This is a genomic window from Paenibacillus sp. PSB04, from assembly GCF_025809195.1.
GTDB lineage: Bacteria > Bacillota > Bacilli > Paenibacillales > Paenibacillaceae > Paenibacillus_AQ > Paenibacillus_AQ favisporus.
The window spans coordinates 85100-111864 of the sequence record NZ_CP081301.1; the positions used below are offsets into that span (position 1 = coordinate 85100).

Below are 26765 nucleotides of genomic sequence, written 5' to 3' on the forward strand. Positions count from 1 at the left end.
AGTTAGGCAGACTTGAACCCAAAAGTTAAAATCCCCTCGAAGTATGCTTCAGGATGATGCATGATCCGTCCTGCCGCTTACTCCGAGGGGATTTTCATTTAAGTGTGAAATGTGGGTGGTCTATAGAAGTCAACTCTGATCCTGTTCGATCAGCTCGATCCACTCGTTATATTCGGTCTGCAGCTTGGAATACTCGTCCTTGAGCAAGCGGTACTCTTCCTCCAGCTTGCCGGTCTTCTCCAGCTGAATCTCATGTTCTGCCTGCAGCAGACGGTATTGATGCGTCACCAGCTCAAAGCTTTCCCCCACCTGGCGAAGCTCATCCGCGACCGACTCCTTCTCGCTCTGGATCCGGGTAAGCTGCTGCTCGCCGGCAGCGATCTGCTGTTGCCAAGCCTCAAGCTCCTCTTGCAGCTCCAGCTCCCGGCTGCCCCACGCTTCCTGCTGGTCCATCATATCCTTCAGCTTATCCTGATAAGACTGCATGGATTGCTCGGCACTGCGCAGTAATCCGCGCAGCTCGGTCTCCCGGTCTGCCGCTTCATCCAGCTGCAGCGACGCTTCCTCCAGCTTCTTCACCGCGGCCTCTTTCTCCTCCAGCAGAAGCAGGTATTCGATTTCGGTATCCTCCTGGCGGCTCTGCGCCTCCTTCACCTGGCGCTGCAATTCCTCATACTGCCGTTGCAAGCCCTGATACTGCTGGTTCAAGCTGTTGTACTGTTCGCGCTGCGCTTCGGTTTGGCTCCGCAGCTGTTCATTTTGCTCCTGAGCTGCCCGGTTCACCCGCTGCAGCTCTTCGTACTGAGCCTGAACGTCCTTGGCTTGAAGCTCCAGCTCTTCAAACCGTGCTTCAGCTTGCTCCTGCTGCTGGCGCAATGTGCCGTTGTCGCGGGCATATTCCTCGGACTGCAGCCGCAGGCGCCCGATCATTTCCCGGCTGTCCTCCAGCTGCTGCTCCAAATCCGCCAGCTGCTCTGCTCTGGCGTCATGCGCCTGCTGCAGTTCCTGATACAGCTCCTGGTGGTCATCATATTCCATCCGAAGCTCGTGATACTGCTCCTGCCGTTCTTCCAGCCGCAGCTGCAGCGCACGATACTGCTCTTGATGACCTTCGCTCTGCTGCTGCAAGGTTAAATATTGCTCTTCGAGATCTTCCAGCGCCCGGCGGGCCGTCCGATGCTCCGCCTGCTGTTCCTCGAGCTGCTCCTGAACTTCCAGGTACTGATTCTCGAGGTCTTCCAGCGCCTGGCGGGTCGTTTGGTGCTCCTGCCGCTGCTCCTCCAGCTGCCGCTGTACCGCTCGATACTGCTCTTCGCGCTCCTTCAGCGCCTGGGCAGCTGTCTGCTGCTGCTCACGCTGCTCTTCCAGCTCCTGCTGCAGCGCCGCATTCTGCTCTTCGCGTTCCTTCAGCGCCCGAGCGGCCGTCTGCTGCTGCTCACGCTGCTCTTCCAGCTCCTGCTGCAGCAATGCGTACTGCTCCTCGCGCTCCTTCAGCGCCCGAGCAGCTGTCTGCTGCTGCTCACGCTGCTCTTCCAGCTCCTGCTGCAGCGCTGCATACTGCTCTTCGCGCTCCTTCAGCGCCCGAGCGGCCGTCTGCTGCTGCTCACGCTGCTCTTCCAGCTCCTGCTGCAGCGCTGCGTACTGCTCCTCGCGCTCCTTGAGCGCCCGAGCGGCCGTCTGCTGCTGCTCACGCTGCTCTTCCAGCTCCTGCTGCAGCAATGCGTACTCCTCTTCGCGTTCCTTCAGCGCCCGAGCGGCCGTCTGCTGCTGCTCACGCTGCTCTTCCAGCTCCTGCTGCAGCGCCGCATTCTGCTCCTGCTGCTCTTCGAGCAGAAGCTGGGCGAGCTCGTATTGCTCCTCATGCTCAGCTACCTGCTTCCGCAGCTCGCCGCACTGCTGCTCGTATTCGCCTGAACGGCTCTGCAGCTCGGTATACCTTGCCCGCTGCTCTTCCAACTGCTCCTTCAGGCCGGCATAACGCTTCCGTTCCTCTTCCGCCTGCAGCTCCAGCTCCGCGTGTGCTTCCCGTCTTCTCTCCAGCTCCTGCTGCAGGTTTTGTACGTTCTCCTGCTGCTCCTCCGATTGGATTTCGAGCTCGAGATACAATTCCTGCTGTTCCTCCAATTGAAGCCGAAGGTCCTTGAGCTGCTGCGCATATTGGCTCGACTGCCGCTCCAGGCCTGCAATCTGCTCCTCTTTGGCCTCGATCTGCCGGCCGTAATCCTGCAGATCCTGCTCCCGCCCTTGCAGCGCCTGCTTCAGCGATTCCAGCTCTTGCTCTTTCGCGGCCAGCACCTCCTGCTGGGCTTCCAGCTGCTTCTCCAAACGCTGAAGTTCCTCTCCCTGTTCCGAGGAAGAACGCTCTTGCGCCTGCAGCTTCTGCACCTGGGCTACGAGCTGCTGCTGCTTATCTGCCAGCTCCTGAGCAAGCTGCTGCAGCCGCTCCTCTTTCGCGGCCAGCTCCTGCCGGAGCGCTTCCCGCTGCTGCTCAGCTTCCTGGCGGAGCTTACTCTCGCCGTCCGCCTGCTCTTTCAGCACGCTCAGCTCGTCATGCAGCGAAGCCATGCCCGTCTCCAGCGTCTCGTTCTGCTCGCCGGCTTCCAGCACCTGCAGCTCCAATTCGCCGATCTCTTCCTTCTGCTTCTCGATCGTGCCTTGAAGGGTTTCGGCTTCGGCCGTCAGCTGGGCGATTTCACCGGTCATTTTCTTGGAAGCCTCGCTGTAATCCTCAAGCAGCTTCTGCATGCGGCGGTGTTCCTCTTCCGAAGCGGCCGCCTCGTCCTTCAGCTTGCTGATCTGTCCGTTCAGCGCTTCCTCCTGTTCGGTCAAAGCCTGCACTTGCGCCTTGGCTTCCTCTTCGCGCACCAGCACGACTTGATGCTGCTGCCGCAGTCTGGAATAGGCCTCCTTGGCGTTCTTCAGCTCCTGCTCCATGTTCTGCAGCTTCTCTTGAAGCTCGCCGCTGCTGCCGCGAAGCTCGGTCAGCTGCTCCTGCAGCTCCTGAATAGAGGCTGCATGCTTCTCTTCGAGCTCCTTGACGGCTCCCTGATGCTTCTGCTCCAGCTCGTTGATCTTCGTGCGGTTGTTCTCCTCCGCCTCTTTCAACGCTCCAACCCGCTTCTGCTCGGCGGATTGCAGCGCTGCCGCATGCTTCCGCTCCAGCTCCAGCACGGCAGCTTTATGCCGTTCCTCCACAGCCTGCTTGTCCTTCTGCATTTGCTCCGCGGCCTGTTTCTCCTTGCGGAGCAAGGATTCCTTCTGTTCCGTCTCCCGCTTCAGCGAAGCGCGGAGCTGATCCAGCTCCTTCGTCAAAGAATTCCGGGTCTGCTCCAGACGCGCCGTAAGCTCGGACTTGGACTGCTCCAGCTCTTTTGCAAGCGCAGCCTTCTCCTGCTCCAGCCGCTTTTGCAGCTCTTCCTTCTCCTTCTTGATCTGCTGCGCTTCTTCCTTCTGCTTGTTGACTTCCGCCAGCTGCTCGTCCCGCTCGGACTGCAGCCTGGTGAGCTCCGAGCGCAGTTCGCTGCGCTCGCCGGTCAGCATCTTCACTTCGTTGCGGAGATCCTGCATCTGCACGGCTTCCTCCGCCATATGAACCGCGGCAAGAACGGCAATCCTAGGGGTGTCCAGCCGGGAATTGCTTTTGGAAATGGCATTCATCCGTTCATCGACATAACTGGCAATCTTTCGCATATAATCGGCACTGCTGCCGACCAGTTTATAAGAAGTCCCGTAGATCTCCACGGAGACGCGTGTACGATCAGGTGTAGTCACAGTTGTGCCCTCCTTCATATGTGTGTTGACTCTAAGATGTCTTGTTCTCTCCAATAAAAAAATCACATCGAATCTCTGTGTCTAAGGATTCGATGTGATTGGATTCAATTCCTGCTATTTTCTTAATTCCGCTTGAAACTTTTGCTCAAGGGCGCTGACGACTCCGGCATGCGCCGCGGTGACTTCCTCATCCGTCAGCGTGCGCTCATTGTGGCGGTAGACGAGCGAAATCGCGACGCTCTTCTTGCCTTCGCCGAGCTTGCTTCCGGTAAACACATCGAATACCTGTACGTTCTGCAGGAGCTCGCCCGCGGCTTCGCGGATCGTTTCAAGCAGGGAGCCCGCTTCCACGGCGCTGTCCACCACGACTGCAATATCCCGCTCCGAAGCCGGGAAGCGCGGAAGCTCCTGATATCGGATATCGAAATCGGCGTGATCGTACAGCGGCTGCAGCAGAATTTCGGCAACGTACACATCGCCGAGTCCGCGCTCCTGCTGCAATTCGGGATGCACCTGACCGAGCGTTCCGATCAGAACCTGCTCTCCGCCGCCATTGATCAGGTAGACGGAAGCTGAACGTCCGGGATGATATCCGGCCGGCTGGTTCGCCACGTACCGGATCGCTCCCTCCAGACCCAAATCCCCGAACAGCGTCTCCAGGGCACCCTTCAGGTCGAAGAAATCGACTTTCTCCGGCGCATGGTTCCACTGCTTCTGCCCGCGGCTGCCGCACAGCAGCAAGGACAGCACGTTCAGCTCTTTTGGCTGAACCGTCAGCGTCTCCTCCTGCGAGAAGAACACGTTGCCCACTTCGAACAGCGCCAGATCGTACTGCTTCCGGTTCGCGTTGTGAACCGCGATATCGAGCAGCTGCGGCAGAATGCTCGTACGCAGCACGCTGCGCTCCTCGCTCATCGGCATCGACAGCTTCACCGGCACGCTTCCTTCCGTCAAGGCCGGGAACAGCGCGGCCAGCTCCGGATGGGTGAAGGAGTAGCTGATCACTTCCTGCCATCCGCCATGGGTGAACAGTCTGCGGATTTCGCGGCGGATCGCCTGAGGCTTCGTATAGCCCCCCGGCGTTGTAGGCCCTTCGATCGCCGTCGTCGGGATATTGTCGTATCCGTACAGGCGGGCAATTTCTTCGATCAGGTCGACGTCTTTCGTAATGTCTCCGCGGCGCGTCGGCACCTGCACTTCCAAAATGCCCTGGGCGGTATCCGCAGCGTGGAAATGGAGACGGCCAAAAATCGTCTTCACTTCCAGCATCGACAGCTCCGTTCCAAGGAACCGGTTCAGCTTGTCGAAGGACAGAACAATCACCTTTTCTTCCGCCTGCGCGGCACCGGCTTCGACGATGCCCTTATGAACCGTTCCTGCGCAATAACGGGCAATCAGCGATGCAGCCCGGTTCAGCGCCGGAATGACCGCACCCGGATCGACTTCCTTCTCGAAGCGCTGGCTCGCTTCGGAGCGCAGTCCGAGCTGGCGGGACGTCTTGCGGATGGTGCCTCCGTCGAACTTGGCCGATTCGAGCAAAATGTTCACGGTGCTGTCCGTAACCTCGGAATCCAATCCACCCATGACGCCGGCTAATCCAACCGGCTTCACGCCGTCGGTAATGAGCAGCATGTGTGGCTCCAGCTTGCGTTCCTGGCCGTCCAGCGTCACGAGCGTCTCGCCTTCACGAGCCAGGCGAACATCTACGGCCCCGCCTGTCAAGTGGTCCGCATCGAACGCGTGCAGCGGCTGACCGTATTCGAGCATGACATAGTTGGTGATATCAACGATGTTGTTAATCGGACGGACACCTGCAGCCATAAGGCGGTTTTGCATCCACTGCGGCGACGGAGCGATCTTCACGCCCGTAATATAACGCGCGGTGTAATGGCTGCAGTGCTCAGGCGAGCTGATTTTGACCGAGATATGGCTGCTTGCCGCGTCAGCTACCTCAACCAGTTCCCTTTCGGGATCAGGCAGCTTGACGTCGCGGCCCAGAATGGCCGCCACTTCGTAAGCCGCTCCGCGCATACTGAGGCAGTCGGAACGGTTCGGCGTCAGGTCAAAGTCGAGTACTTTGTCGTCCAGGCCGAGCACGGAGGTGATCGGCGTTCCGATCTGCGCGTTCTCCTCAAGGACGAGTATGCCTTCCTGCTGCTCCTTCGGCAGCAGCTTGTCGTTCATGCCCAGCTCTTTGGCGGAGCAGATCATGCCTTGAGAAGCGACGCCGCGCAGCTTGGCTTTTTTGATCTCCAGACCGCCGGGCAGCAGAGCGCCGACCAGGGCAACGGGTACTTTTTGTCCGGCATCCACGTTTTTCGCGCCGCAGACGATCTGCAGGTCTTCGCCCTGTCCCGCGTCAACGATGCAGACGTTCAGCTTATCCGCATCGGGATGCTTCTCCTTGCTTTTTACATAACCCACGACGACTTTCGAAATACCGTGATTGCGGTGCTCAACCTCGTCGATCTCGATGCCCGCGCGCGTAATCTGCTCGGCCAGCTCTTCGGCCGTTACATTTTCCAGTGATACATAATCGGATAACCATTCAGTTGATACTTTCACTTGCGTTCCCTTCCTTCTTCCCGTATTCGCTAACCTTACGCTTACATGCGGGCAAACTGCTTCAAGAATGCCACATCGCCGCCATAGAAATGACGGATATCGTCGATTCCGTACTTCAGCATCGCAATCCGGTCCGGCCCCATGCCAAACGCGAAGCCGCTGTGCACTTCCGGATCGTAGCCGCCCTTGCGCAGCACTTCCGGATGCACCATGCCGCAGCCCAGAATTTCCAGCCATCCCGTATGCTTGCACACCCGGCATCCGCTGCCGCCGCATCTGGCACAGGTTACGTCGACCTCTGCGCTCGGCTCTGTGAACGGGAAGAAACTTGGACGAAGGCGGATCTGTGTGTTCGGTCCGAACATTTCGCGGACGAATTGCAGCAGCGTGCCTTTCAAATCGCTCATACGGATGTTTTCGCCGATCACCAGGCCTTCAATTTGGTAGAACTGGAACGAGTGCGTCGCATCGTCGTCGTCTCTGCGGTATACTTTGCCCGGGCAGATGATCTTCACCGGCAACTTGCCCTGCATGCTCTCCATCGTCCGGATCTGCACCGGCGACGTCTGCGTTCTCATCAGGAGCTCCTCGGTAATGTAGAACGTATCCTGCATGTCACGAGCCGGGTGGTTCTTCGGCAGGTTCAGCGCTTCAAAGTTATAATAGTCGGTCTCCACTTCCGGTCCTTCCGCAATGTGGTAGCCCATGCCGATGAAAATCTCCTCGATTTCCTGGATGACTTTGTTGAGCGGATGGGTGCCGCCTTGGGTCATTTTGCGGCCGGGAAGCGTAACGTCCACCTTCTCCGCCTGCAGGCGCTGCTCCGTTTCGGCCTTTTGGAAAGCCTGCTGCTTGGACTCGATCAGTCCTTCGATCGCTCCGCGCACATCATTGGCCACCTGGCCGATCAGCGGACGTTCCTCCGCGCTAAGCGCGCCCATGCCCCGCAAAATCTCGGTCAGCGCCCCCTTTTTCCCCAGATACTTCACGCGCAAATCGTTCAGCGTCTGTACGTCAGCGACGTCATTCAGCTGCGCGATCGCTTCCTGCCGCAATGCTTCCAGCTTTTCTTTCATGAACTTCCTGCCTCCTTCTTGAAATCCCAATACATTTTTGACCAACAACGCCCCGCAAAGCAGGGCTTTTGCCCCGGGTGACTGCTCAGGTACTTGGCGGGGGATCCTCAGAAAAAATTCCCAAGAAATACAAAAAGGCCTTTTCTCCCGAAAAGGGACGAAAAGACCGTGGTACCACCCTTGTTAGACAAGCGAAAAGCCGTTTGATACGCACACGCGCACCTCTGGCCAGCTTGATCTCACTCTCATTCGATGTAACGGATCGAAAACCGTTATCCCCTACGCGGAATCCTGTCAGCAAACATGCTGGCGCGTGGATTCGTTCAGGGAACTGCTCCGGAGGGAATTTCAGCAGCCTGTTTCTGTAGAGACGCTCTCAATCTCCGGCGTCCCCTCCCTGTAAAGAGGCACTGCTTACTTATCTCCATCAACGCATTTGTCTTGACACATAAATTGGATTGCAATGGCTGATCCATACAGGTCATTCATTCACCGGGATCAGTCCGTTGACTATAGTCAATAATTATAGGCAAAAAAAGCTGTATTGACAAGTCCGAATCGCCTAAATCTATAGGCGTTCCCCTTCTCAGCATGCCCATTTTTTGCGGAACCAGACTTCATTCCTCAAATTAGAGCTGTTCCAGCTCGCTCCGGAGCCTGCGGATATTCGTAATCCGTGCCGCAGCCTCCTCGTCGCTCCCGCCGTCTTCGTTCAGCAGCCGGGTCAGCTCCCATTCCAGCGCCAGCCGGGCGTTTTCCCGGTCGGTATCCTCCTTCAGTGCTCCGTTATGTCTGGCCAGCTGCTCTTCCTCTTCTTGAACCGTGCCCTCAAACAGATGCGGTTCTTCCGTATGAGAGACGGTCAGCAGCCGGTCCGCGAGCTTGCGGATCAGCATCCGGTCATGGGACACGACGACCAGAGCCCCCGGATATGCGGATAACGCCTCTTCGATCACTTCCCGCGTCGAGATGTCCAAATAGTTCGTCGGCTCATCCAGCACGAGCAGATTGGCCCCGGAGAAATACAGCTGCACGAAAGCCGCGCGGCATTTCTCCCCCATGCTCAAATCCCCGATTCGCTTGAACACGTCCTCCCGCTTGAACAAGAAGCAGCCCAGAAGCGTCCGCGCATGCGTCTCGGTCATCGAAGGCAGGCGGAGCAGGCTGTCCAGCAGCGTTTCCTCTTCGTTCAGCACCTCCAGCTCCTGCGAGAAGTAACCGATCTTCAAGGCCGGATGCTGCCATACCGTTCCTTCGCTTGGCACAAGCTCGCCCATAATCAGCTTGAGCAGGGTTGACTTGCCCGCTCCGTTCGGACCCCGCACGGCCAGCCGGTCGCCGCGGGAGAGGATCAGATTGAACTTGTCGAACAGCTTCTTCGTTCCGTAGCCGAAGGACAGCTGCTCAAGCCGCACCAGCACACGTGCGGAGAAACCACCCTCGCCCAGCTGCAGGTTGACCTTCGGTCCGCTTTTCGGCTTCTCCACGCTTTCGCTCTCGAGCCGCTCCAGCTCTTTTTGCTTGGCGTGATACCTGGAAATGTTTTTCTTGGCTTTCGCTTTGTAGTAAGGCAGCGCCGCCTTCGTTTCCGTATTTTTATCCGCCGATTTCTCGGCCTGGTGGAACCATTCCTGGTATTTGCGGATCGATTCCTCCAACGCTTCCCGGGCCTGCTTCTGCTTCTTATAGAGCGCCTCCTGCTCCCGAAGTTCGCGGTCCTTTTCCCGCCGGTAATCGGAGTAGCCGCCCTTATATTTTTTCAGCCCGCTCTCGGTCAATTCGCAGACTCCTGTCACCACCCGGTCCAAAAAGGTCCGGTCATGGGACACGACAATGACGGTGCCTTCGTAATGACGGAGCCAATCCTCCAGCCAGTTCATACTCTCCTCGTCCAGATGGTTGGTCGGTTCGTCAAGGAGCAGCACCTCCGGCCTTTTGACCAGCAGAGCCGCCAGCCTGACCCTGGTTTTCTGGCCGCCGCTCAGATCGGCAAAAGGGACCTGCCACAGCTCTGGACCAATGTGGAGCATGGTCAAATGCTTCTCCAGCCCGGTCTCCCAGTCAAAACCGCCGCTGAGCTCATACTGCTCAAGCCGCTGTCCGTATTCCTCCAGGAGATCGGAACCGACTTCGCCCGTCGCCATCGCCTGCTCCAGCTCCTTCAGCCGGCGCTTGATCTGCCACAGCTCGCCGCTTTCGCGCCCCGCCGCATCCAGTGCGGTCAGATGCATCAACTCTTCCGACGTCTGCGTCATATATCCCCACTGCTCCAGCGGGACTCCGCGTTCCACGGTGCCCTGGTCCGGCTCCAGCTGCCCGGTCAGAATCTGCAGCAGCGTCGTCTTCCCCGCGCCGTTGACGCCGAACAACGCCAGCCTCTCGCCTTCATAGATTTCCAGGTCAATATTTTCAAAAACGGTCTTCCCTTTAAATTCTTTGGCTATATGTTTCGTTTTTACGATATTCAACATTAAGCATCACCCTTTAAAACATAAATTTGAATTTCCGTCGTTTCAGACAAACCAGCCGTTTCAGTCCAGCCCCGGCCACTGATCCATTTCACGAATCAAAAAAGCCGCAGGCAGCATCGCCTACGGCAGGAAATTCGTTATCATTGTCTATGTCAAAAAAGGGTTTACCCGTCCGAAATACCGCCCCGAACATGATGATCCAGGCACGACATTACCCCATGAACACGTCAAAAACGCACAAAAAAGCATTATCCGTATCCATCGGTGAGGTATCCAGTCTCTGAAAATAGACATAACGATTCTCTTCCCTGCGGCAGGCGCAGAAACTGCATGGTTTCAACATTAAGTTGGTTTGCAGATTAGAGAGATCAGTCATGTTTATCCATCGGCTGTGTGGTTACCTCGTTTTCTTCAGGATGAAATGCTTGCTGCCATTTTAACAAAATTATCGGAAAAAGAAAAGCCCAAACCTGTTCGTCCACAGTCATGTACATCTCCGGATGTACATCGGCCGAAAGAAAATCACCACACGGTTCGATTACGCGGCCGGTCCTCCTTGGTATGCTGGACTCATCACGAAAAATGAATGAGGTGTTAGCGATGGATCAATACTCAACTGATATTATTATCATCCTGCTTGTCATTTGGCTTACCGCAAGGGAAAGAACCTTTCGCCCTTCCAGCATGTGGATCGTTCCCTTGTTATGGGGAGGAATGACCCTACCTTCCATCCCGTGGGCATCGGTAGGTCCGGTTGAAGTCGTGCTGTTCGCCGTATTTGCCGCTGCCGGTTTGGCAACAGGTATCATCCGGGGTAAAATGGAAAAAATGCGCATGGGAACGGACGGCCAGGTAACCGTGCAGGGTTCCATTGCCAGCATTGTGCTGTTTCTCGCCGTGCTTGTTCTTCGGGTCCTTGCTCAGTCCTGGGAGCAGACACACGCCTTCTATCACATCGCAAATGCGCTGATGTTCATGCCGCTCGGTTCCATCTGCGCACGCCGGTACGTCATTTACCGGAGATATCAGGCGATGATGGGACAACGGGCATAAAGACCTGAATCACCGGCTTCAATGTGCCAGCTAAAGGAGACCTGCTATGGAAACAGGCAACGATGAACGAACAATACTGTCTTCCAATCCGGCCAGAAGGGCGCTGCTCAGTTTGTTGATCGTGTATTCCGCGATTCAGAACGGAATGTACGGTGAACCTCGCGCGTTTGTTCCGGGCGTGCTGTTGACGTTGGCCGCGTTGTGCCTGCAATGGCGTCCCCGGTGGTTTACCCGCCAGGGGCCGGCCCCCGCTTTTGCCGTGTGCGCCTTGCTTGGCATCTCTTCCATTGGGGTCATGCTGGGACTTGGCGGCAGCTTGTATATCATCGTCTTTTTTCTGCTGGGATGGGTGAGTTACCGGCTGCCGGCATCGTACTCGGCTTCATACACCGTTCTAAATATAGCTGCCGCAGCGTGGATCCTGCTGGCTCAGCATCGGACTTTGGAAGCTGTGATGACCCAATGCCTGATTCTCGCGGCGGTCTATCTTCTATTTTTAGCCGGCAGGCTTCGGAGAACGACCCGAACGATGAAAGAAGCGCATCTACAAGAGCTGACGGCTGCTCATCAGGAGCTGGAGGCGGCTTACCGCAGCCTGCGCCAGGCTCACGAGGAGCTGGAGGAGACTTCCGAGCAGGCGCTGCGCTATGCGGTACTGGAGGAGCGCAGCCGGATCGCAGCCGACATCCATGACAGCATCGGTCACGGCCTGACCTCCGTGATCGTGCAGCTGCAGGCGCTGCCGTATATGATCGAAGCGGCGCCCGACGAAGCCCGCTCAACGCTCAGGCAAGTGACGGATGTGGCCCGCGGATGCCTTCAGGACGTCAGAACGGTCGTCCACGAAATGGGGCTTGTCCGGCCTGGCGAAGGGCAGAAGGAGCTCAGGAAGCTGGCGGACACCTTCAGCGAGCGAAGCGGGATTCCGGTGGCCTATACCATGGATATCCCCGGCACCATCGCCCCGGAGCAGCTGTACGTCCTTTACCGCATCCTTCAGGAGGCACTGACCAACTTGATGCGCCATGCCCAGGCCACCCAAGCTGAGGTCCGGCTTATAGGTAACAAGGAAGGCCTGGTCTTGACCATCCGGGATAACGGCGTGGCGCAAGGTCCAATCCAGCCGGGATTCGGACTGACCACCATGCGGGAACGATGTGCAAAAGCCGGCGGACGCCTGACGTTCACCCCCCTCGCTCCCCATGGCCTGGAGATTACCGCAAGCCTGCCGTTTTTCCGCAGCGACACCCAATAACAGAGGGGAATGAATGCTAATATGGACCCAGAACGTATCCGCATCATCATCGCGGATGACCAGCCCCTGATCCGGCACGGCATCGGGTTTATCATTAAGGCGCAGCAGGACATGGAATGGTGCGGGGAGGCGGGCGACGGCCGCGAAGCCGTAAACCTTGCGCTCCGAACGCGGCCGCTTATCGCCCTCATGGACGTGCAGATGCCCGGCATGAACGGGATCGAGGCGACACGGGAGCTCCGGCGGCAGTTGCCGGAGTGCAAAGTCATCATCCTCACCACCTTCGATCTCGAGGAATACGTGTACGAAGGCATCCGGGCCGGAGCCGTCGGCTATATGCTGAAGGATGCGGCGCCGGAGGAGCTGCTCCATTCCATTAGGGCGGCGAGCCGCGGCGAAGCCATCTACCGGACGGGAGCCGCGGCCCGGATGATTTCGGAGGCGCTGCGCCAGACGGAATCGTTCCAGGACCGGCAGGACATGCGGCTGTCCCTGCCGGACCCGCTGACCGACCGCGAGCTGGAAGTGCTGCAGGAAATGGCTTACGGCCTGAAAAACGAAGATATCGCCGCCAAGCTCCACATCAGCGAAAGCACAGTCAAAACCCACGTGCACCGCGTCCTGCAAAAAATCGGCGCCGAGGACCGCACCCAGGCCGTCGTGCTGGCCATCCGCAATCAATGGGTGCAGTAAATTGCCCTTACAAAAAAGCAGGCTTTGCCGGGAAGTCCCGCAAAGCCTGCTTGTATTGGAATGGAAACGTATTTTAGCCGCGATACCTTGTCTTTACTCTGCTTCCTCCAGAATCAGGACGCCGCGTCCCGGCACCTCGGCCGCTCCGTCTACGGTTACGCCGCTGAGAAGGTCCCGGCGTTTGACGTCCCCCGTGCGAACTGTCGCGCTCTCCGCGTTATGGTTCAGCACGAACAGGAACGAGCGTCCATCTTTCACGCGGCGGGCAACCTCTACGCCGGCCGGAAGCTCCGGCACCAGCGGCTGAACGCCTTTCTCGGCGCAGACGGCCCCGAGAAAACCTTCCATGAAGTCGCTGTCCGCGCTGGTCGCTACATAGTACGCTTTGCCTTCACCAAAGCGGTTCACCGTGAGCGCAGGCATGCCTTTGTAGAAGTCCGAGCCATACTCGGCCAGCACTTCCGCGCCTTCGGCATGGATGAGATCAAACAGCATCTCGCATTTATAGCTGCCCGTAAGCTTGCCGTACGGCTGCTTCATGACGATTTCATTGTACTGCCCGAGCGGCAGTGCGTCGATTTCCTCCGCCCAGATGCCGAGCAGCTTGCGGAGCTCGCCCGGATATCCGCCGAGGGTCACGAGATCGGTCTCGTTCACGATGCCGCTGAAGAACGTCGTAATAAACGTGCCGCCGGCAGCGGTGAACGCCTCCGACTTCTCGGCAAAGCCCGGCTTGACCATATACATAACCGGCGCGATCACGATGTCGTACTTGCTGAAGTCGGCTTGGGCGCTGATCATGTCCGCCTCGATGCCCTGCTTGAAGAGGGCGTCGTAAAACTTATGCACCTCGCGCACATAATTCAGCTCAACGGTCGGTCCGCTCGAGAGCTCCATGGCCCACCGGTTTTCCCAGTCGTACACGATGCCAACCTTAGCTTCCGTCACCGCATCCAGCAGCGTGTCCCCAAGACGGCCCAGCTCCTCCCCGAGCTGCGCCACCTCACGGAATACCCGCGTATTCTCATGTCCGACGTGCTCAATGACGGCGCCGTGGAACTTCTCGCAGGCGCCCTTGGAGCGCCGCATTTGGAAGAACATCACCGTATCCGCCCCGCGGGCAACGGCCTGATAGCTCCACAGGCGCATCACGCCGGGACGCTTGAGCGAGTTGTACGCCTGCCAGTTCTGCTGGCTCGGCGTCTGCTCCATCAGCATGAACGGCGCCCCGTGCTTCAGGCCGCGCATCAAGTCATGCGTCATGGCGGTTTCACTGACCGGCGTCGTCAGAGACGGATAGTTATCCCACGAGACGATATCCATATGCTTCGCCCAGTCGAAGTAGTTGAGCAGCGGGAACGTCCCCATCAGGTTGGTCGTGATCGGCACGTCCTTCGAATGCTCGCGGATCGCTTCAACCTCGATGTTGTAGCATTCCAGCAAACTATCGGACATAAACCGGCGATAATCCAGGGAAATGCCCTGGAACGCGCTGACGTTGCCTTCGCCCTCCTCGCTCAGTCCGTCCGGAAGCACGATTTCGTCCCAGTCGTAGAAAGTGTGGCCCCAGAAACGGGTATTCCATGCTTCGTTGACGGCATCCAGGGTGCCGTAACGCTTTTGCAGCCAAACGCGGAATTCGGCGGCACAGTTGTCGCAGTAACAGAAACCGCCGTATTCATTGGATACGTGCCAAAGCAGCAGCGCCGGATGATCCTTGTAGCGCTCGGCGAGCTTGCCCGCCATCAAGCGGGAGTATTTGCGGTAAGTCGGGCTGTTCGGGCAGGAGTTATGTCTTCCGCCGAACTTTCTTTTCCGTCCGTAAAAATCGACGCGGGTCACATCCGGATGCCGCTTGGCCATCCATGCCGGATGCGCCCCGGTACTCGTCGCCAGTACGATGCCAACGCCGTCCTTGTGCAGACGGTCCATCGTTTCGTCGAGCCACCCGAAATCGTAAGTATCCTCGTCAGGCTGGTTCAGCGCCCAGGAAAAGACGTTGATCGTCGCCACGTCGATCCCGGCCAGCTTGAACATCCGCTGGTCCTCTTTCCATTCTTCCGGTCCCCACTGTTCAGGGTTATAATCTCCGCCGTACCAAATTTTAGGCAGTTTATCGTTAATCACGTACCCACTTCCTTTCTCTTGTTGAATCGCCGATAGCCCGTAACCTTAGCCCGTGACTTAGCCTGTAACTCTTAGCCCGTAACAAATAAAATGTCTTCTCCGGCTTTTTGTACCGTAAAAGGTTTCCCACGGTTTTTTCGGCCTTCTTCGGTTTTCTTAGGTTATCTTTCCGCTTCCTTCGGCTTCCTTAGCTTTCATTTCAGCCTCAGCTTCAGCTTCAACTCACCGATACCTTTTCCTTGTCCCGTGGTGTAATTCGGTATGTTTCGCCCGCTGCCGTAACAAACCCGTCAGCCGGTAGCTCCTGCCCATCTGGTCCCTGCACCCGGTACAGGCAATGGTCCGCGATCCGGCAGGTCCCGCCGTGCGTGGAGGTTATTCCTGCTTCCTTAATCGTTCCGGCGCTCCACTTCATGTCCAACACAAAGCCGCCTCGCGCCCGCAGACCTTTGGCTTCCCCTTCGTTCCAGGCTTCCGGCAGAGCCGGCAGCATCCGAATCTCGCCCTGGTGGCTTTGCAGCAGCGCTTCCGCAACACCGGCCGCATAACCGAAATTGCCGTCAATCTGAAAAGGCGGGTGGTTGCCGAACAGGTTCGGCAGGCTGGAGTCGCTGAGAATCCGCCGGATGGAGCGGTACACGTTTGCCGGCTCCTTAAGCCGCGCGTACAGGTTAAAGATCCAGGCCGCACTCCACCCCGTGTGCCCGCTTCCCGCCTCGATCCGCTTCTTCAGCGACAAGGAGGCGGCTTGCATCAGCTCCGGCGTATTCTCGTTTACGGCGTCTCCCGGGTACACTCCGTACAGATGGGATACATGCCGATGCCCCGGCTCATTCTCGCCGAAATCGCGCTCCCATTCCCGCATCCGCCCGTCCGGACCCATGCCGGGATGTGCCAGCCGCTCCCGTTTTGAAGACAGCTCCTGCCGGAAATCCTCATCAATCCCAAGCACTTCAGCTGCATTGATGCAGTGTCCGAACAGCTCGTCAATGAGCGCCATATCCATCGCCGATCCGGCAGCCGTACTGCAAGGCTCTCCCGATTCGGTCAGGAAGACGTTCTCCGGTGAAGTCGAGAGCCCCGTCGTCCATCGTCCGTCGGGAAGCTGGACAAGCCAGTCCAAGCAGAACAAGGCGGCTCCTTGCATCAGTGGATACGCCACCTCCTGCAGGTAGGTCGCATCCGGCCGGAACGCATACCGTTCCCACAGATGTCTGGACAGCCACACGCCGCCCATCGGCCAGAACGCCCACATGGCCCGCCCATCCGAAGGCGTCGACATCCGCCACAAATCGGTGTTGTGATGAGCCGTCCAGCCTCTTGCACCGTAATGGATCGCCGCGGTCCGGCTGCCGGTGACGCTCAGTTCCCGGATCAGGTCGAAGAGCGGCTCATGGCATTCTCCCAGACCGCATACCTCGGCCGGCCAATAGTTCATTTCGGCATTAATGTTCGTCGTATAATTGCTGTTCCAAGGCGGTTGCTTGTGTGGATTCCAAATGCCCTGCAGGTTCAGCGCCTGCGTACCCGGACGCGAACCGGCAATCATTAAATAGCGTCCATAATGGAACAGCAGCGTTTCGAGGGCCAGATCGACTCCTCCTTGGCGATACAGCTGCAGGCGCTCGTCCGTCGGCATTTCCGCTTCAGCCTGCGGCAGCTGTGGGCTCAGCCCCACCTGCAGGTCCACCCGGTCAAACAGCGCGCGGTAATCATCCAAATGCCGCTGTTTCAGATGCAGGTAATCACTGTCCGCCGCGTCGGCATGTTCCCGGCACAAGCGTACCGGATCGATGCCGGATGCGCCCGGCATGACGTCAAAGCCTGCGAAATCGGTCGCCGCAGCCAGCACAAAGGTGACCGTGCCCGCTTTTTCGATCCGCAGCCGCCCTTCTTCCGTCTGCACCTCTCCGTCGGTCCGCACCGTCAGCACGGCCGCAAACCGGAGTCCCAGTCCTTCTTCATAGAGAACCGACTGAGGATGATCCCCCAAGTAATTGTCCGCAACATGCGACGGCGCTTGCCCTGTCAGGATCAAAGACGCCGGCTCTGCGCTCACATCGCTGAGATGCGGAGTGGTGAGCCATGCCGTCAACGCCGGCAGCTCCGCCTTCCCGGCCGAACCCCCGCCCTCTGCGGGCTCCGCCCGGAAATGGACGACGATAACCTCATCCGGCCGGCTGGCAAAAGCTTCGCGAACGACACGCAACCCGCCGGTTTGAAAAGAAACCGACGCGACCGCATGCTCCAAATCCAGCTCCCGCACGTAATCGGTAATTTGATCCATGCGGCCAAAAGCAAAATGCAAATCGCCGAGCGGCTGGTAGGATTCCGTGCGTCGTCCCAGCATCCCGGCTTCGATCAGTGCCTCCGCTTCGGCATACCGACCCTCGGCGACCAATGCCTTGGCCGGCTCCAAATGCCGCAGGGCGTTATAATTAACCGTGTCCCGGGGAAATCCAGACCACAGCGTGTCCTCGTTCAATTGAATTTTCTCTTCTTCCGCCCCGCCGAACACCATGCCTCCCAGCCGTCCGTTTCCGATCGGCAGCGCTTCCTCCCACACGGAGGCCGGCTTGCGGTACCACAGCCTTTTATTGACGGCGCGTTTGCTGCTTTGCTCCACGTTTATCTCTCCCTTTATCCGCGATGAACGGTTGCTTCGAGCACCTTGCCGGACCGGCGGCCGAAGCGTGTGCTTTTATGTCAGGCTGCTTAAGAAAAACGTCTATCGACGTACCTTCAAAGAAGACAGACCGCTTCTAGAGGAGGTTTTTCTTGCGAGATCAGGAAGCAGAAGCTCCGAAACTTATACGTTCTGATCTCTGAAGAAAAACGTCTATCGACATACCTTCAAAGAAGACAGACCGCTTCTAGAGGAGGTTTTTCTTGCGAGATCAGGGAGCAGAAGCTCCGAAACTTATACATTCTGATCTCTGAAGAAAAACGTCTATCGACGTACCTTCAAAGGAGACAGACCGCTTCTAGAGGAGGTTTTTCTTGCGAGATCAGGAAGTAATGGCTCTGGAGTCTATACTTTCTGATCTCTGAAGAAAAACGTCTATCGACGTACCTCAAAGGAGACAGACCGCTTCTAGAGGAGGTTTTTCTTGCGAGATCAGGAAGCAATGGCTCTGGAGTCTATACTTTCTGATCTCTTAAGAAATTACGGGAAGCCTGATGTATTGGATCAGACTTCCCGCCCTGTTTGCTTTTCAGCATTTTAAATGAATGATCTTCAAAACGTTATGGCAGCACACGCCAAGCCGAACAGAGCCTTACGGTCCGCAGTCTCGGGTATTCCCCGCTATTTTTACCGCCAAATAGGCAAGGTACGAATGATCTAACCTTATTCTAAAGTTCTGAAAGCGATTGCAGTACCCCGAAAATTCGATAAAAAATCATGTCTAAATTAGACATTAAGCAGGGCTTTCCGCATCTCATCCGCGCAAGGGAGGCACCGGCTTCCTAGTTCCGGTAAGGAACCAGCTTGCGGTTCAGCTCACGGGTTTGGCTGTATACTTCCTGATACAGGCTGAACAAGCCGCTGTACAATTCGGCCCGCTCCGCATTCGGCGCGTACGTTTTGGCCGGGCGGATGAATGCCTTCGCACAGTCCGTCAGCGACGGGAACCAGCCGCAGCCGTATGCAGCGAGCATCGCCGCTCCCATAGCCGGGCCCTGCTCGCTTTCGAGCTTGATGATCGTCGCGTTAAAAATATCGGCCTGCATCTGCAGCCACGTTTCGTTCCGTGCACCGCCCCCAATGGCCACGACCTCATGGATCTTTTTGCCGGATTCGCGTACGATGTCGATCGATTCCCGAAGCGAGAACGTAATGCCTTCAAGCACTGCTCTGGCAAAATGGGAAAGCGTGTGGCCGGAGTCCATGCCGATAAAGCTTCCACGGATATCCGCGTCCGGATGCGGGGTTCGTTCCCCGGAAATGTATGGTGTGAAGAGCAAGCCGCTGCTGCCCGCAGGGATGGACCCGATGCCTTCAAGCAGCTCGTCGAAGCTTTTTTCCTTGGCGAACGTTTCCTTAAACCAGGTCAGGCTGTGACCGGCCGCAAGCGTAACGCCCATAACATAGTACGCGTCCTTTTCGCTGTGATTAAAGAAATGCAGCTTGCCGTCGACCTCCAGTTCCTTACGGCTTTCAAAAGAGAGGACGACGCCTGATGTGCCGATACTGCACATCGTTTGCCCTTCCTGCAAAATGCCCGCTCCGATGGCGCCGCAAGCATTGTCCGCTCCGCCTGCGAAGACCTTGGTCGACGGCAGCAGGCCGGACGCCTCGGCGATGTCAGGCAGCAGCGTGCCCGTTTGATCGAAGGATTCCACGAGCGGAGGACAAAGCGACAGCGGCAGATCAAATGCTGCGGCAATGTCCTGGCTCCACGTTTTGCCCGAGACATCCAGCAGCAGCGTGCCCGCAGCGTCGGAGTAATCCATCGCGTATTCGCCGGTGAGCCGGTATCTTACGTAATCCTTCGGCAGCAGGAACAAGCTGGCTTGGGATAGAATGTCCGGTTCGTTCTCCTGCACCCACAAAATTTTAGGCAGCGTAAAGCCTTCCAGGGCGCGGTTTTTGGCAATACTGAGCAGCTTCGATTCCAGCGTGTTCTCGATCTTGCGGCACTGTGCCGTCGTGCGCGTGTCGTTCCACAGAATGGCCGGACGCAGCACCTTGCCTTCCGCATCCACCAGCACGAGGCCGTGCATTTGGCCTGAGAAGCTGAGGCCCTCCACTTCCTGCGGGTCGGCACCCGACTTTTCCATCAGTCTGCGGAGACTGACCAGCGTCTTGTCCACCCAATCCTCCGGATTCTGCTCGCTCCAGCCCGGCTCAGGTCTGCTCAGCGGGTAAGCTTCAGAGTGTTCGTGCACGACTTCTCCTTGGGGATTCACCAGTACCGTCTTGACGGCGCTTGTTCCCAAATCAACACCAATAACGTATTTCATACTTTTTCCTCCTGTATGGATCGAATGGACATCAACGACTAACCAAGGATGTTCCGCATGGAAATCCGGTTCAAAAAAAGGCTGCCCGAAGAAGCTTTCTTCAGGCAACCTTTGTTGCATTTCAAAGAGATTTCAAGATCGGTTTTGTAACAGCTGTGCCTGACGCTTGCTTCTACTCAGCCAGGATGTACTGGTTCAACTGAGCTTTCAGCAGCTCTTGGCGGCTGGACTCGTTGCGGCGCGGATTTTCATTGTTCAGCGCATACTCGGCCAGGGAAGCCAAGGTGGCTTTGCCAGATACAACGTCTGCGCCGATGCCTTCCTTGAAGCTGGCGTAGCGCTTGTCGATGAAGTCGTCGAACACGCGATCTTCGATCAGCTTAGCGGCTACCTTCAAGCCTTTTGCGTAAGTATCCATACCTGCGATATGCGCCAGGAACAGATCTTCCGGCTCAAACGACTGACGGCGTACTTTGGCGTCGAAGTTAATGCCGCCTTTGCCAAGACCGTCGTTCTTCAGCACTTCATACAGCGTAAGCGTGGAATCGTAAATGTTCAGCGGGAACTCGTCGGTATCCCAGCCGAGCAGCATGTCGCCTTGGTTGGCGTCCAGAGATCCGAGCATACCGTTGATACGGGCTACACGAAGCTCGTGCTCGAACGTGTGTCCGGCCAGCGTTGCATGGTTGGCTTCCAGGTTCAGCTTGAAGTGCTTGTCGAGATCGTATTTTTGCAGGAACGAAATCGTCGTCGCCGCATCAAAGTCGTACTGATGCTTTGTCGGCTCCTTCGGTTTTGGTTCGATCAGGAACTGAGCGTCAAAGCCGATTTCCTTCGCATAATCTACAGCCATGTGGAACAGGCGGGCCATGTTGTCCATTTCAAGCTTGAGGTCCGTATTCAGCAGGGTTTCATACCCTTCGCGTCCGCCCCAGAATACGTAGTTTTCCGCACCGAGCTGTTTGCCGACTTCGAGGCCTTTTTTGACTTGGGCTGCAGCATGGGCATACACGTCCGCGTTGCAAGTAGAACCGGCACCGTGCATGTAGCGTGGGTTTGTGAACATGTTGGCTGTGTTCCACAGCAGCTTCTTGCCGGAGGTCTTCATACCTTGGCCGATCAGGTCGACGATCGTGTCGATGTTGCTGTAGAACTCACGCAGGCTGCTTCCTTCCGGTGCGATGTCGATATCGTGGAAGCAGAAGAACTGCAGATTCATTTTGTCCAAAAATTCAAAAGCGGCTTCCACGCGGGCTTTAGCCTTGTCCATGCCGTCGTATTTGTCCCAGCTGCGGACAGCGGTCTCTACGCCGAACGGATCGGAACCACCGGCAGTCAGCGTATGCCAGTAAGCCATCGCAAAGCGAAGATGCTCTTCCATCGTTTTGCCTGCTACCACTTCTTGCGGGTTATAAAATTTGAACGCGTACGGATTGGTCGAACGGCTTCCTTCATAAGCGATCTTCCCAACGTTCTCAAAGTATGCCATGTATAATCCTCCTCAAAATTTGCTTGTCGCAAACGTTTACAGGAACATAGTAACACATCAGACCGACTTTGTATATTGGTTAAACAAAGTTTTTTTAAAAAGTTGATTTCGGGTTGCTTTTTGCCTCGGATGGCTCTAGACTAATTGATTATGTGCTAATGGGATAACTTGAAGGATGTGCGATATACATGAAAGTCACCGGCGACCAGGCTCTGGTCAAAAAAATAAACCGCTCGCTTGTGCTTCACACGATCCGCAAGCATTCCTCCACCCTCTCCAGAGCCCGGGTATCGGAAATGACCGGTCTGAACAAGGCGACCGTCTCCAATTTGGTAGCCGAGCTGTGCGAACAGCAGCTGGTCACCGAGGTCGGGCCGGGCAAGTCCAGCGGTGGGCGTAAGCCGCTGCTGCTGCATTTTAACGCGATGGCCGGCACCGTCATCGGCATTGAGCTGCGGGTGAAGCAGCTGACGGCCGTGCTGTGCGACCTGGGAGGCAACGTACTGGAGGAGCGCGATCATACGCTTGCGCGTCACGATTTGTCTTATGTGCTTGAAGCAATGAAGAAGGTGATCTCCAGTCTTATGGATGCGGCTCCGGACACGCCATACGGCACCGTCGGGATCGGGGTCGGCGTGCCCGGCATGGTGGATGAGAACGGGATCGTTTTATTTGCTCCCAACCTCGGCTGGGAAATGGTTCATTTGCGTCAGCTGCTGGAGGAAGCCTTTTCGGTGCCCGTCACCATTGATAACGAAGCTAACGCCGGGGCGCAGGGCGAGCTGAATTTCGGCGCGGCAAAGGATGTGCGCCACCTGCTCTATATCAGTGCTGGCTCGGGTATCGGTTCGGGTATTATCATCGGCGGGGAGCTGTACAAGGGTGCACGGGGGTACGCCGGAGAGACCGGCCATATGTGCATCGAAGCCGACGGAAGGCCTTGCACCTGCGGAAGCCGGGGCTGCTGGGAGCTCTACGCCTCGGAGAAAACGTACGATACGGCCGGCACTGCCTTGCCGGCCCACAATACGCCGGAGCTGGTGCGCCTGGCTTCCGAGGGAAACGAGGCTGCCCGGGAACAATTCGCCCAGATGGGCAAATATTTGGGCATCGGCGTAACCAACCTCATCAACAGCTTTAATCCCGAACTCATCGTGATCGGCGGGGCGCTGTCCGAAGCCCGGGATTGGCTGGCCGGGCCGATGCAGGCGGTCGTCGCGGAGCGGACGCTGCCTTATCATAAGCAGCAGCTCGAGATCACCTTCTCCCGGCTTGGCAGCCGTGGAACGATGATCGGCGCAGGTTTCGCCGCCGTCATGCATTTTCTCGGCCACGCGCGCGTCACGCTGTAACCGGGGGTATACAAAAGGCCGGAGATCCATGGATCTCCGGCCTTTTTTTCATCTATGGTTCGGGGTCATCGCCCGCACGGACGGTAATCAACATCCTGATCCAACAGCGAGCCTTTGGCTCGCCCTAGAAGTTGTCGCGCGTCCTGTAAAAGCATATAAAAAGCTAATTTTACAATAACCAGATTATTCAAAAGCTAGTAAGATAGTGTCATATGGAGGTGGAGATGTTGAACGACAAAAACATTAAACTCAGGATTGTTTGGATTATTCCAAACGTTTTTATGTATCTTCTTTTTATAGGTGTTGGATCCTTTATACTTATTAATGCAGATGGTCTAAGAGATATCAATCGACTTGGCATTTGGGTATTCATGCTGCTTCTTATACTATTTGCGGCATTGTTTGGTTCATATCGAATTTGGACTTGGATAAAGCAGGGAAAAATATAGCATAAAGAAAGGGAGCCTGCACGGACGGCCGCACCCACGCGCGTGGGTTCTCTCCCACACAACCGCTCAACAACAAAAAAACGCCTTCCGGCGTTACCTTTTTTTGTTTATGGAGCGGGTGATGGGAATACTCAACATCGCGATCCAACAGCGAGCCTCCGGCTCGCCACTAAGGTAGATGTTGACGCGCGTCCTGATTAGTCCCTTCATAGATGCCTGCACGGACGGTCGCACCCACGCGCGTGGGTTTTCTCCCGCACAACCGCTCCAAAATAAAAAAACGCCATCGGCGTTGTTTGTTTTAATCAATATGGAGCGGGTGATGGGAATCGAACCCACGCTATCAGCTTGGAAGGCTGAAGTTCTACCATTGAACTACACCCGCATATCACCTGTAAAAGCAAAGCCGCCAAGGCGAATCTCGTACTTTCTCAGGGTGAATGTCTAGTATCGGGATGACACGATTCGAACATGCGACCCCCTGGTCCCAAACCAGGTGCTCTACCAAGCTGAGCTACATCCCGTTGCATTCAAGATATATCATCTTGTGAAGACAAGAAATAATATACCACGGATGCCGCGGGATTGCAATACTTTTTTAATTCAGCAGAAAGGCCCGTTCGAAATCCTCAGGCGAAATCGGCTTGCTGAAATAGTAACCTTGTCCCTCGTGACAGCGCTGCTCTTTCAAGAAATGGAGCTGCTCCTCATTCTCTACGCCTTCGGCCGTTACCTTGAGCTGCAGATGATGCGCCATCGATGCGATCGTGGAGACGATCGCCGCATCGTTATGGTCGCTCATCACTTCGTGGACGAAGGAACGGTCGATTTTCAGCCGGTCGATCGGCATGTTTTTCAAGTAATGCAGCGAGCTGTACCCCGTCCCGAAGTCATCGATACTGATGAAGACGCCGAGCTGCTTCAAGCGCCGAAGCTGGTCAAAGGCCGTCTCCTTGTCAAACGTCATGCTTTCCGTAATTTCCAGCTCGACGTACTTCGGATCCAAGCCGATTTCCTCCAGGATGGACCCGATGCGTTCAGCCAGCTGGGGCTGGAGAAACTGGCGCATGGATAGATTAATCGATACGCAGATCGGCTTATACCCCGCCTGCTGCCATTTTTTATTCTGCATGCACGCCGTACGGAGAACCCATTCGCCAAGAGGAACAATCAGACCGCTTTCCTCTGCCAGCGGAATGAATTCGGCCGGCGAAACGAATCCCCGTTTCGGATGCCGCCAGCGCAGCAGCGCCTCCATGCCAACGATCTCGCTACTCTCCAAATGAACGAGCGGCTGGTACTCCAAATAAAACTCTTCCCGCTCGATCGCTTTACGCAGGTCGTTCTCCAAGCGGAGCCGCTCCTTCGCCTTCATCTGCATGGATGGGACAAAGTGACGGACGTCGACCCCATAGTCTTTGGCATGATGAACGGCGGTGTCCGCATGCTGAATCAGCTCTTCGGCCGTGTCTCCATCCTGCGGAAAGACCGCCATCCCTGCGCAGAGCGTGATATGATAATCGTTTTCCTCGATGACGACGGGCTTTTCAAAGAGCTTCAGCAAATAGCGGATTCGCTCCATCCCCTCTTCCACGCCGGCAAGCGCAGGCAGAATGATGGCGAACTCATCGGCGCCCATACTGAACACTTCCTCCCTGGACTGGGTGTTCCGTTTGAGGCGGTCGCCGACAAGCTGCAGAATCCGGTCCCCCGCCTGATGCCCAAGGGAGTCATTGATATTTTTGAAGCGGTTGACGTTAAAAACGACGACCCCTGTCATTTCATGTCCCGCATTTTTGATTTTACTGGAGATGCGCTGAGTCAACCGGCGTTTGTTCGGAAGTCCCGTCAGGTCATCATGGAACGCCAGATAGTTCATCCGCGCCTCCACCCGCTGTTGTTCCCGGAATGGATCCTCGATCGTCAGGCGGTAAACCCCTTTGAGCATCAGATAATAAGCCACACCTCCGGAAAGGGTGCCAAGCAGGTAATCCCACTGGTATGTATGATTCGCCGTCATCATCAGCCCCTGTCCGAGAGCGGAGTAAATCAGCGCCCGGATAATAATAAGCAGCGATGGGGCCCGGTCCTTTCTTCCCCGGTACATGATCGATCCGATGCCAATCAGGCATACCGCAATGATCACCAGGTCCAAATATTTCTTCAGCCAATTGATGCTGCCATGGTTCATCAGCAAAGGAAGTTTCTGATGCCACAGGAAGAAGGCAAGCACACCAAATACGATCACGGCCGACGTGATCATAAATGCGAAGCGTTTATGGGTAATCGACACCATCGTGTCTTTCAGATTATAAATCGACAGAAGCCCGAGAGCGCACGCCCCCTTGGAGATGATAAGCAGCCACATGGCATCGTCCTGGTTTAATGCATAGCCGAATAGAGGAATTCCGAGCAAGCTGACCGTCTGCAAAAAATCAAACACAGCCAGAGACAAAAACAGCGCAGCCGTATACAGCCTATGCCGCGACAGTTTGTGCGAAAATAACAGCCATCCCTGGGCGAACACGGCAAAGCTGACAGCTACGCTGCTCCAGCCGGCGAGGACATAAACCGTCTTGAACCAGCCGGCGCCATCATTACTGTATAAAAATGCAGTTTGAACGATCTGAACCGCAACAAAAAACAAGATTCCCACCAAGGCCGTCCTGATTGTTCGTCTTTTCTCTACTCTGGTATGCATGCAGTCCTCTGACCCCCGGGCTTTTTCTGAAATATTTATATATGAATTTCATGCTAAATAATTCCACGTTTATGCCGACATTCCTGCTAACATTAGACAATAATTTTGCATTGTGGCCATCGTTCGACATGTGTCGTTTTGCAAAAAAATGAATCCTCATCCTCCTTCATCCGTATTGTAGATTATAATACCTAAGGGGTGTGGCATTGTATGATCATTACAACAACCGAAAATGTAGCCAATCATGAAATTATCGAGGTACTCGGCACCACGTTTGGAGTCGTCGTTAGAGCCAGAGGCATCGGCGGGGACATTATGGCTTCCCTCAAGGGCCTTGTCGGCGGCGAGGTGAAGCAGTACACCCAGATGATTGAGGATGCGCGGCGGCAGGCGGTGGACCGGATGGTGCAGAACGCGCATGCCATGGGCGGGGACGCCATCGTGATGATGCGCTTTGACAGCGGGGATATCGGCAATAACATGAGCGAAATTGTTGCCTACGGCACGGTCGTTAGAACCCGTCCTGCTAGCTGATGGGAGGTATGGTCATTATTCTGCTCATATACGCCTTGGAGCTGGTCGCTTTTCTGCTGCTGTTATGGGTAAGCTGGCGCTTCTTCGACAAGAGATACCGCCGCCGGGACGACAGCGGGGGCAGCAGGGACATCATGAACGGATCGTTTACGCCGACTTCCGAAGTATTTATTGACCCGAAAGACGGTCATAAATACCAGGTCTATTATAATCACCGAACCGGTGAGCGCGAATATATCAGACTCGATTGAAGCCAAAAAAAGG

Annotated in this window: 16 protein-coding genes and 2 tRNA genes; 7 read left to right on the top strand and 11 right to left on the bottom strand. The window is 56.2% G+C overall.

From position 1 onward, the window contains the following. Positions 1 to 129: 129 nt before the first annotated feature. From zapA to abc-f, 4 genes are all read right to left on the bottom strand, one after another. Positions 130 to 3771: a cell division protein ZapA gene (zapA, locus tag K2F33_RS00385; RefSeq protein ID WP_263880713.1), complete on the bottom strand. Its 3642-nt coding sequence runs from the start codon at positions 3769 to 3771 to the stop codon at positions 130 to 132. Between the two features lie 114 nt (positions 3772 to 3885). After that, on the bottom strand, positions 3886 to 6336 hold the full coding sequence (gene pheT / locus K2F33_RS00390; RefSeq protein ID WP_076170701.1) for a phenylalanine--tRNA ligase subunit beta: 2451 nt from the start codon (positions 6334 to 6336) through the stop codon (positions 3886 to 3888). Between the two features lie 41 nt (positions 6337 to 6377). Beyond that, complete coding sequence (gene pheS / locus K2F33_RS00395) at positions 6378 to 7412, bottom strand: phenylalanine--tRNA ligase subunit alpha (protein ID WP_263880714.1); 1035 nt, start codon at positions 7410 to 7412, stop codon at positions 6378 to 6380. Between the two features lie 629 nt (positions 7413 to 8041). Continuing rightward, on the bottom strand, positions 8042 to 9883 hold the full coding sequence (abc-f, locus tag K2F33_RS00400) for a ribosomal protection-like ABC-F family protein (RefSeq protein ID WP_263880715.1): 1842 nt from the start codon (positions 9881 to 9883) through the stop codon (positions 8042 to 8044). 600 nt (positions 9884 to 10483) lie between these two features. Between abc-f and K2F33_RS00405 the strand changes: the two genes are divergently transcribed. From K2F33_RS00405 to K2F33_RS00415, 3 genes are read left to right on the top strand one after another with little or no spacing between them, the layout of a single operon-like run. Continuing rightward, complete coding sequence (locus K2F33_RS00405) at positions 10484 to 10936, top strand: CcdC protein domain-containing protein (RefSeq protein ID WP_263880716.1); 453 nt, start codon at positions 10484 to 10486, stop codon at positions 10934 to 10936. A gap of 46 nt (positions 10937 to 10982) precedes the next feature. Next, positions 10983 to 12191: a sensor histidine kinase gene (locus K2F33_RS00410; protein WP_263880717.1), complete on the top strand. Its 1209-nt coding sequence runs from the start codon at positions 10983 to 10985 to the stop codon at positions 12189 to 12191. A gap of 21 nt (positions 12192 to 12212) precedes the next feature. Then, on the top strand, positions 12213 to 12884 hold the full coding sequence (locus tag K2F33_RS00415) for a response regulator (RefSeq protein WP_076170715.1): 672 nt from the start codon (positions 12213 to 12215) through the stop codon (positions 12882 to 12884). Positions 12885 to 12977: 93 nt separating this feature from the next. Here the strand turns inward: K2F33_RS00415 and K2F33_RS00420 are convergent, their stop codons facing one another. The 4 genes from K2F33_RS00420 to xylA form a co-directional block, all read right to left on the bottom strand. Beyond that, positions 12978 to 15011 (bottom strand): beta-galactosidase, encoded by a 2034-nt coding sequence (locus K2F33_RS00420; RefSeq protein WP_263880718.1) that lies wholly within the window; start codon positions 15009 to 15011, stop codon positions 12978 to 12980. A 217-nt stretch (positions 15012 to 15228) separates the two neighbouring features. Further along, positions 15229 to 17637: a glycoside hydrolase family 95 protein gene (locus K2F33_RS00425; RefSeq protein WP_263880719.1), complete on the bottom strand. Its 2409-nt coding sequence runs from the start codon at positions 17635 to 17637 to the stop codon at positions 15229 to 15231. Between the two features lie 842 nt (positions 17638 to 18479). Further along, the gene (xylB, locus tag K2F33_RS00430; RefSeq protein ID WP_089545716.1) at positions 18480 to 19976 is read right to left on the bottom strand and encodes a xylulokinase; all 1497 of its coding nucleotides are present in this window, start codon (positions 19974 to 19976) and stop codon (positions 18480 to 18482) included. Positions 19977 to 20148: 172 nt separating this feature from the next. Next, a complete protein-coding gene (gene xylA, locus K2F33_RS00435) occupies positions 20149 to 21465 on the bottom strand; it encodes a xylose isomerase (protein WP_076170725.1) in 1317 nt (438 codons plus the stop codon). 188 nt (positions 21466 to 21653) lie between these two features. On the opposite strand from xylA, the gene K2F33_RS00440 reads away from it, so the two are divergent. Further along, positions 21654 to 22817, top strand: coding sequence for an ROK family protein (locus K2F33_RS00440; RefSeq protein WP_263880720.1), 1164 nt, complete (start codon positions 21654 to 21656; stop codon positions 22815 to 22817). 224 nt (positions 22818 to 23041) lie between these two features. Next, positions 23042 to 23266, top strand: coding sequence for a hypothetical protein (locus K2F33_RS00445; RefSeq protein WP_263880721.1), 225 nt, complete (start codon positions 23042 to 23044; stop codon positions 23264 to 23266). A 311-nt stretch (positions 23267 to 23577) separates the two neighbouring features. Here K2F33_RS00445 and K2F33_RS00450 read toward each other — a convergent pair. From K2F33_RS00450 to K2F33_RS00460, 3 genes are all read right to left on the bottom strand, one after another. Then, positions 23578 to 23651: transfer RNA gene (locus K2F33_RS00450), tRNA-Gly, on the bottom strand. Positions 23652 to 23716: 65 nt separating this feature from the next. Beyond that, a tRNA-Pro gene (locus K2F33_RS00455) sits at positions 23717 to 23790 on the bottom strand. A gap of 74 nt (positions 23791 to 23864) precedes the next feature. Continuing rightward, positions 23865 to 25922, bottom strand: a complete 2058-nt coding sequence (locus K2F33_RS00460) for a putative bifunctional diguanylate cyclase/phosphodiesterase (RefSeq protein WP_263880722.1) — start codon at positions 25920 to 25922, stop codon at positions 23865 to 23867. A gap of 255 nt (positions 25923 to 26177) precedes the next feature. On the opposite strand from K2F33_RS00460, the gene K2F33_RS00465 reads away from it, so the two are divergent. Together K2F33_RS00465 and K2F33_RS00470 are read left to right on the top strand one after the other, a co-directional pair. Further along, entirely contained in the window at positions 26178 to 26501 is a 324-nt protein-coding gene (locus K2F33_RS00465) for a YbjQ family protein (RefSeq protein WP_076173227.1), read from the top strand. A gap of 8 nt (positions 26502 to 26509) precedes the next feature. Then, positions 26510 to 26752: a hypothetical protein gene (locus K2F33_RS00470; RefSeq protein WP_076173228.1), complete on the top strand. Its 243-nt coding sequence runs from the start codon at positions 26510 to 26512 to the stop codon at positions 26750 to 26752. The last annotated feature ends 13 nt before the right edge of the window (positions 26753 to 26765 follow it).

What these genes read in the sequence shown, in the direction of transcription:
- K2F33_RS00440 (WP_263880720.1), top strand. Translation starts at nt 21,654, where the DNA reads ATGAAAGTCACCGGCGACCAGGCTCTGGTCAAAAAAATAAACCGCTCG.
- K2F33_RS00445 (WP_263880721.1), top strand. Translation starts at nt 23,042, where the DNA reads ATGTTGAACGACAAAAACATTAAACTCAGGATTGTTTGGATTATTCCA.
- K2F33_RS00470 (WP_076173228.1), top strand. Translation starts at nt 26,510, where the DNA reads ATGGTCATTATTCTGCTCATATACGCCTTGGAGCTGGTCGCTTTTCTG.
- K2F33_RS00405 (WP_263880716.1), top strand. Translation starts at nt 10,484, where the DNA reads ATGGATCAATACTCAACTGATATTATTATCATCCTGCTTGTCATTTGG.
- K2F33_RS00415 (WP_076170715.1), top strand. Translation starts at nt 12,213, where the DNA reads ATGGACCCAGAACGTATCCGCATCATCATCGCGGATGACCAGCCCCTG.
- K2F33_RS00465 (WP_076173227.1), top strand. Translation starts at nt 26,178, where the DNA reads ATGATCATTACAACAACCGAAAATGTAGCCAATCATGAAATTATCGAG.
- K2F33_RS00410 (WP_263880717.1), top strand. Translation starts at nt 10,983, where the DNA reads ATGGAAACAGGCAACGATGAACGAACAATACTGTCTTCCAATCCGGCC.
- xylB (WP_089545716.1), bottom strand. Translation starts at nt 19,976, where the DNA reads ATGAAATACGTTATTGGTGTTGATTTGGGAACAAGCGCCGTCAAGACG.
- abc-f (WP_263880715.1), bottom strand. Translation starts at nt 9,883, where the DNA reads ATGTTGAATATCGTAAAAACGAAACATATAGCCAAAGAATTTAAAGGG.
- pheS (WP_263880714.1), bottom strand. Translation starts at nt 7,412, where the DNA reads ATGAAAGAAAAGCTGGAAGCATTGCGGCAGGAAGCGATCGCGCAGCTG.
- xylA (WP_076170725.1), bottom strand. Translation starts at nt 21,465, where the DNA reads ATGGCATACTTTGAGAACGTTGGGAAGATCGCTTATGAAGGAAGCCGT.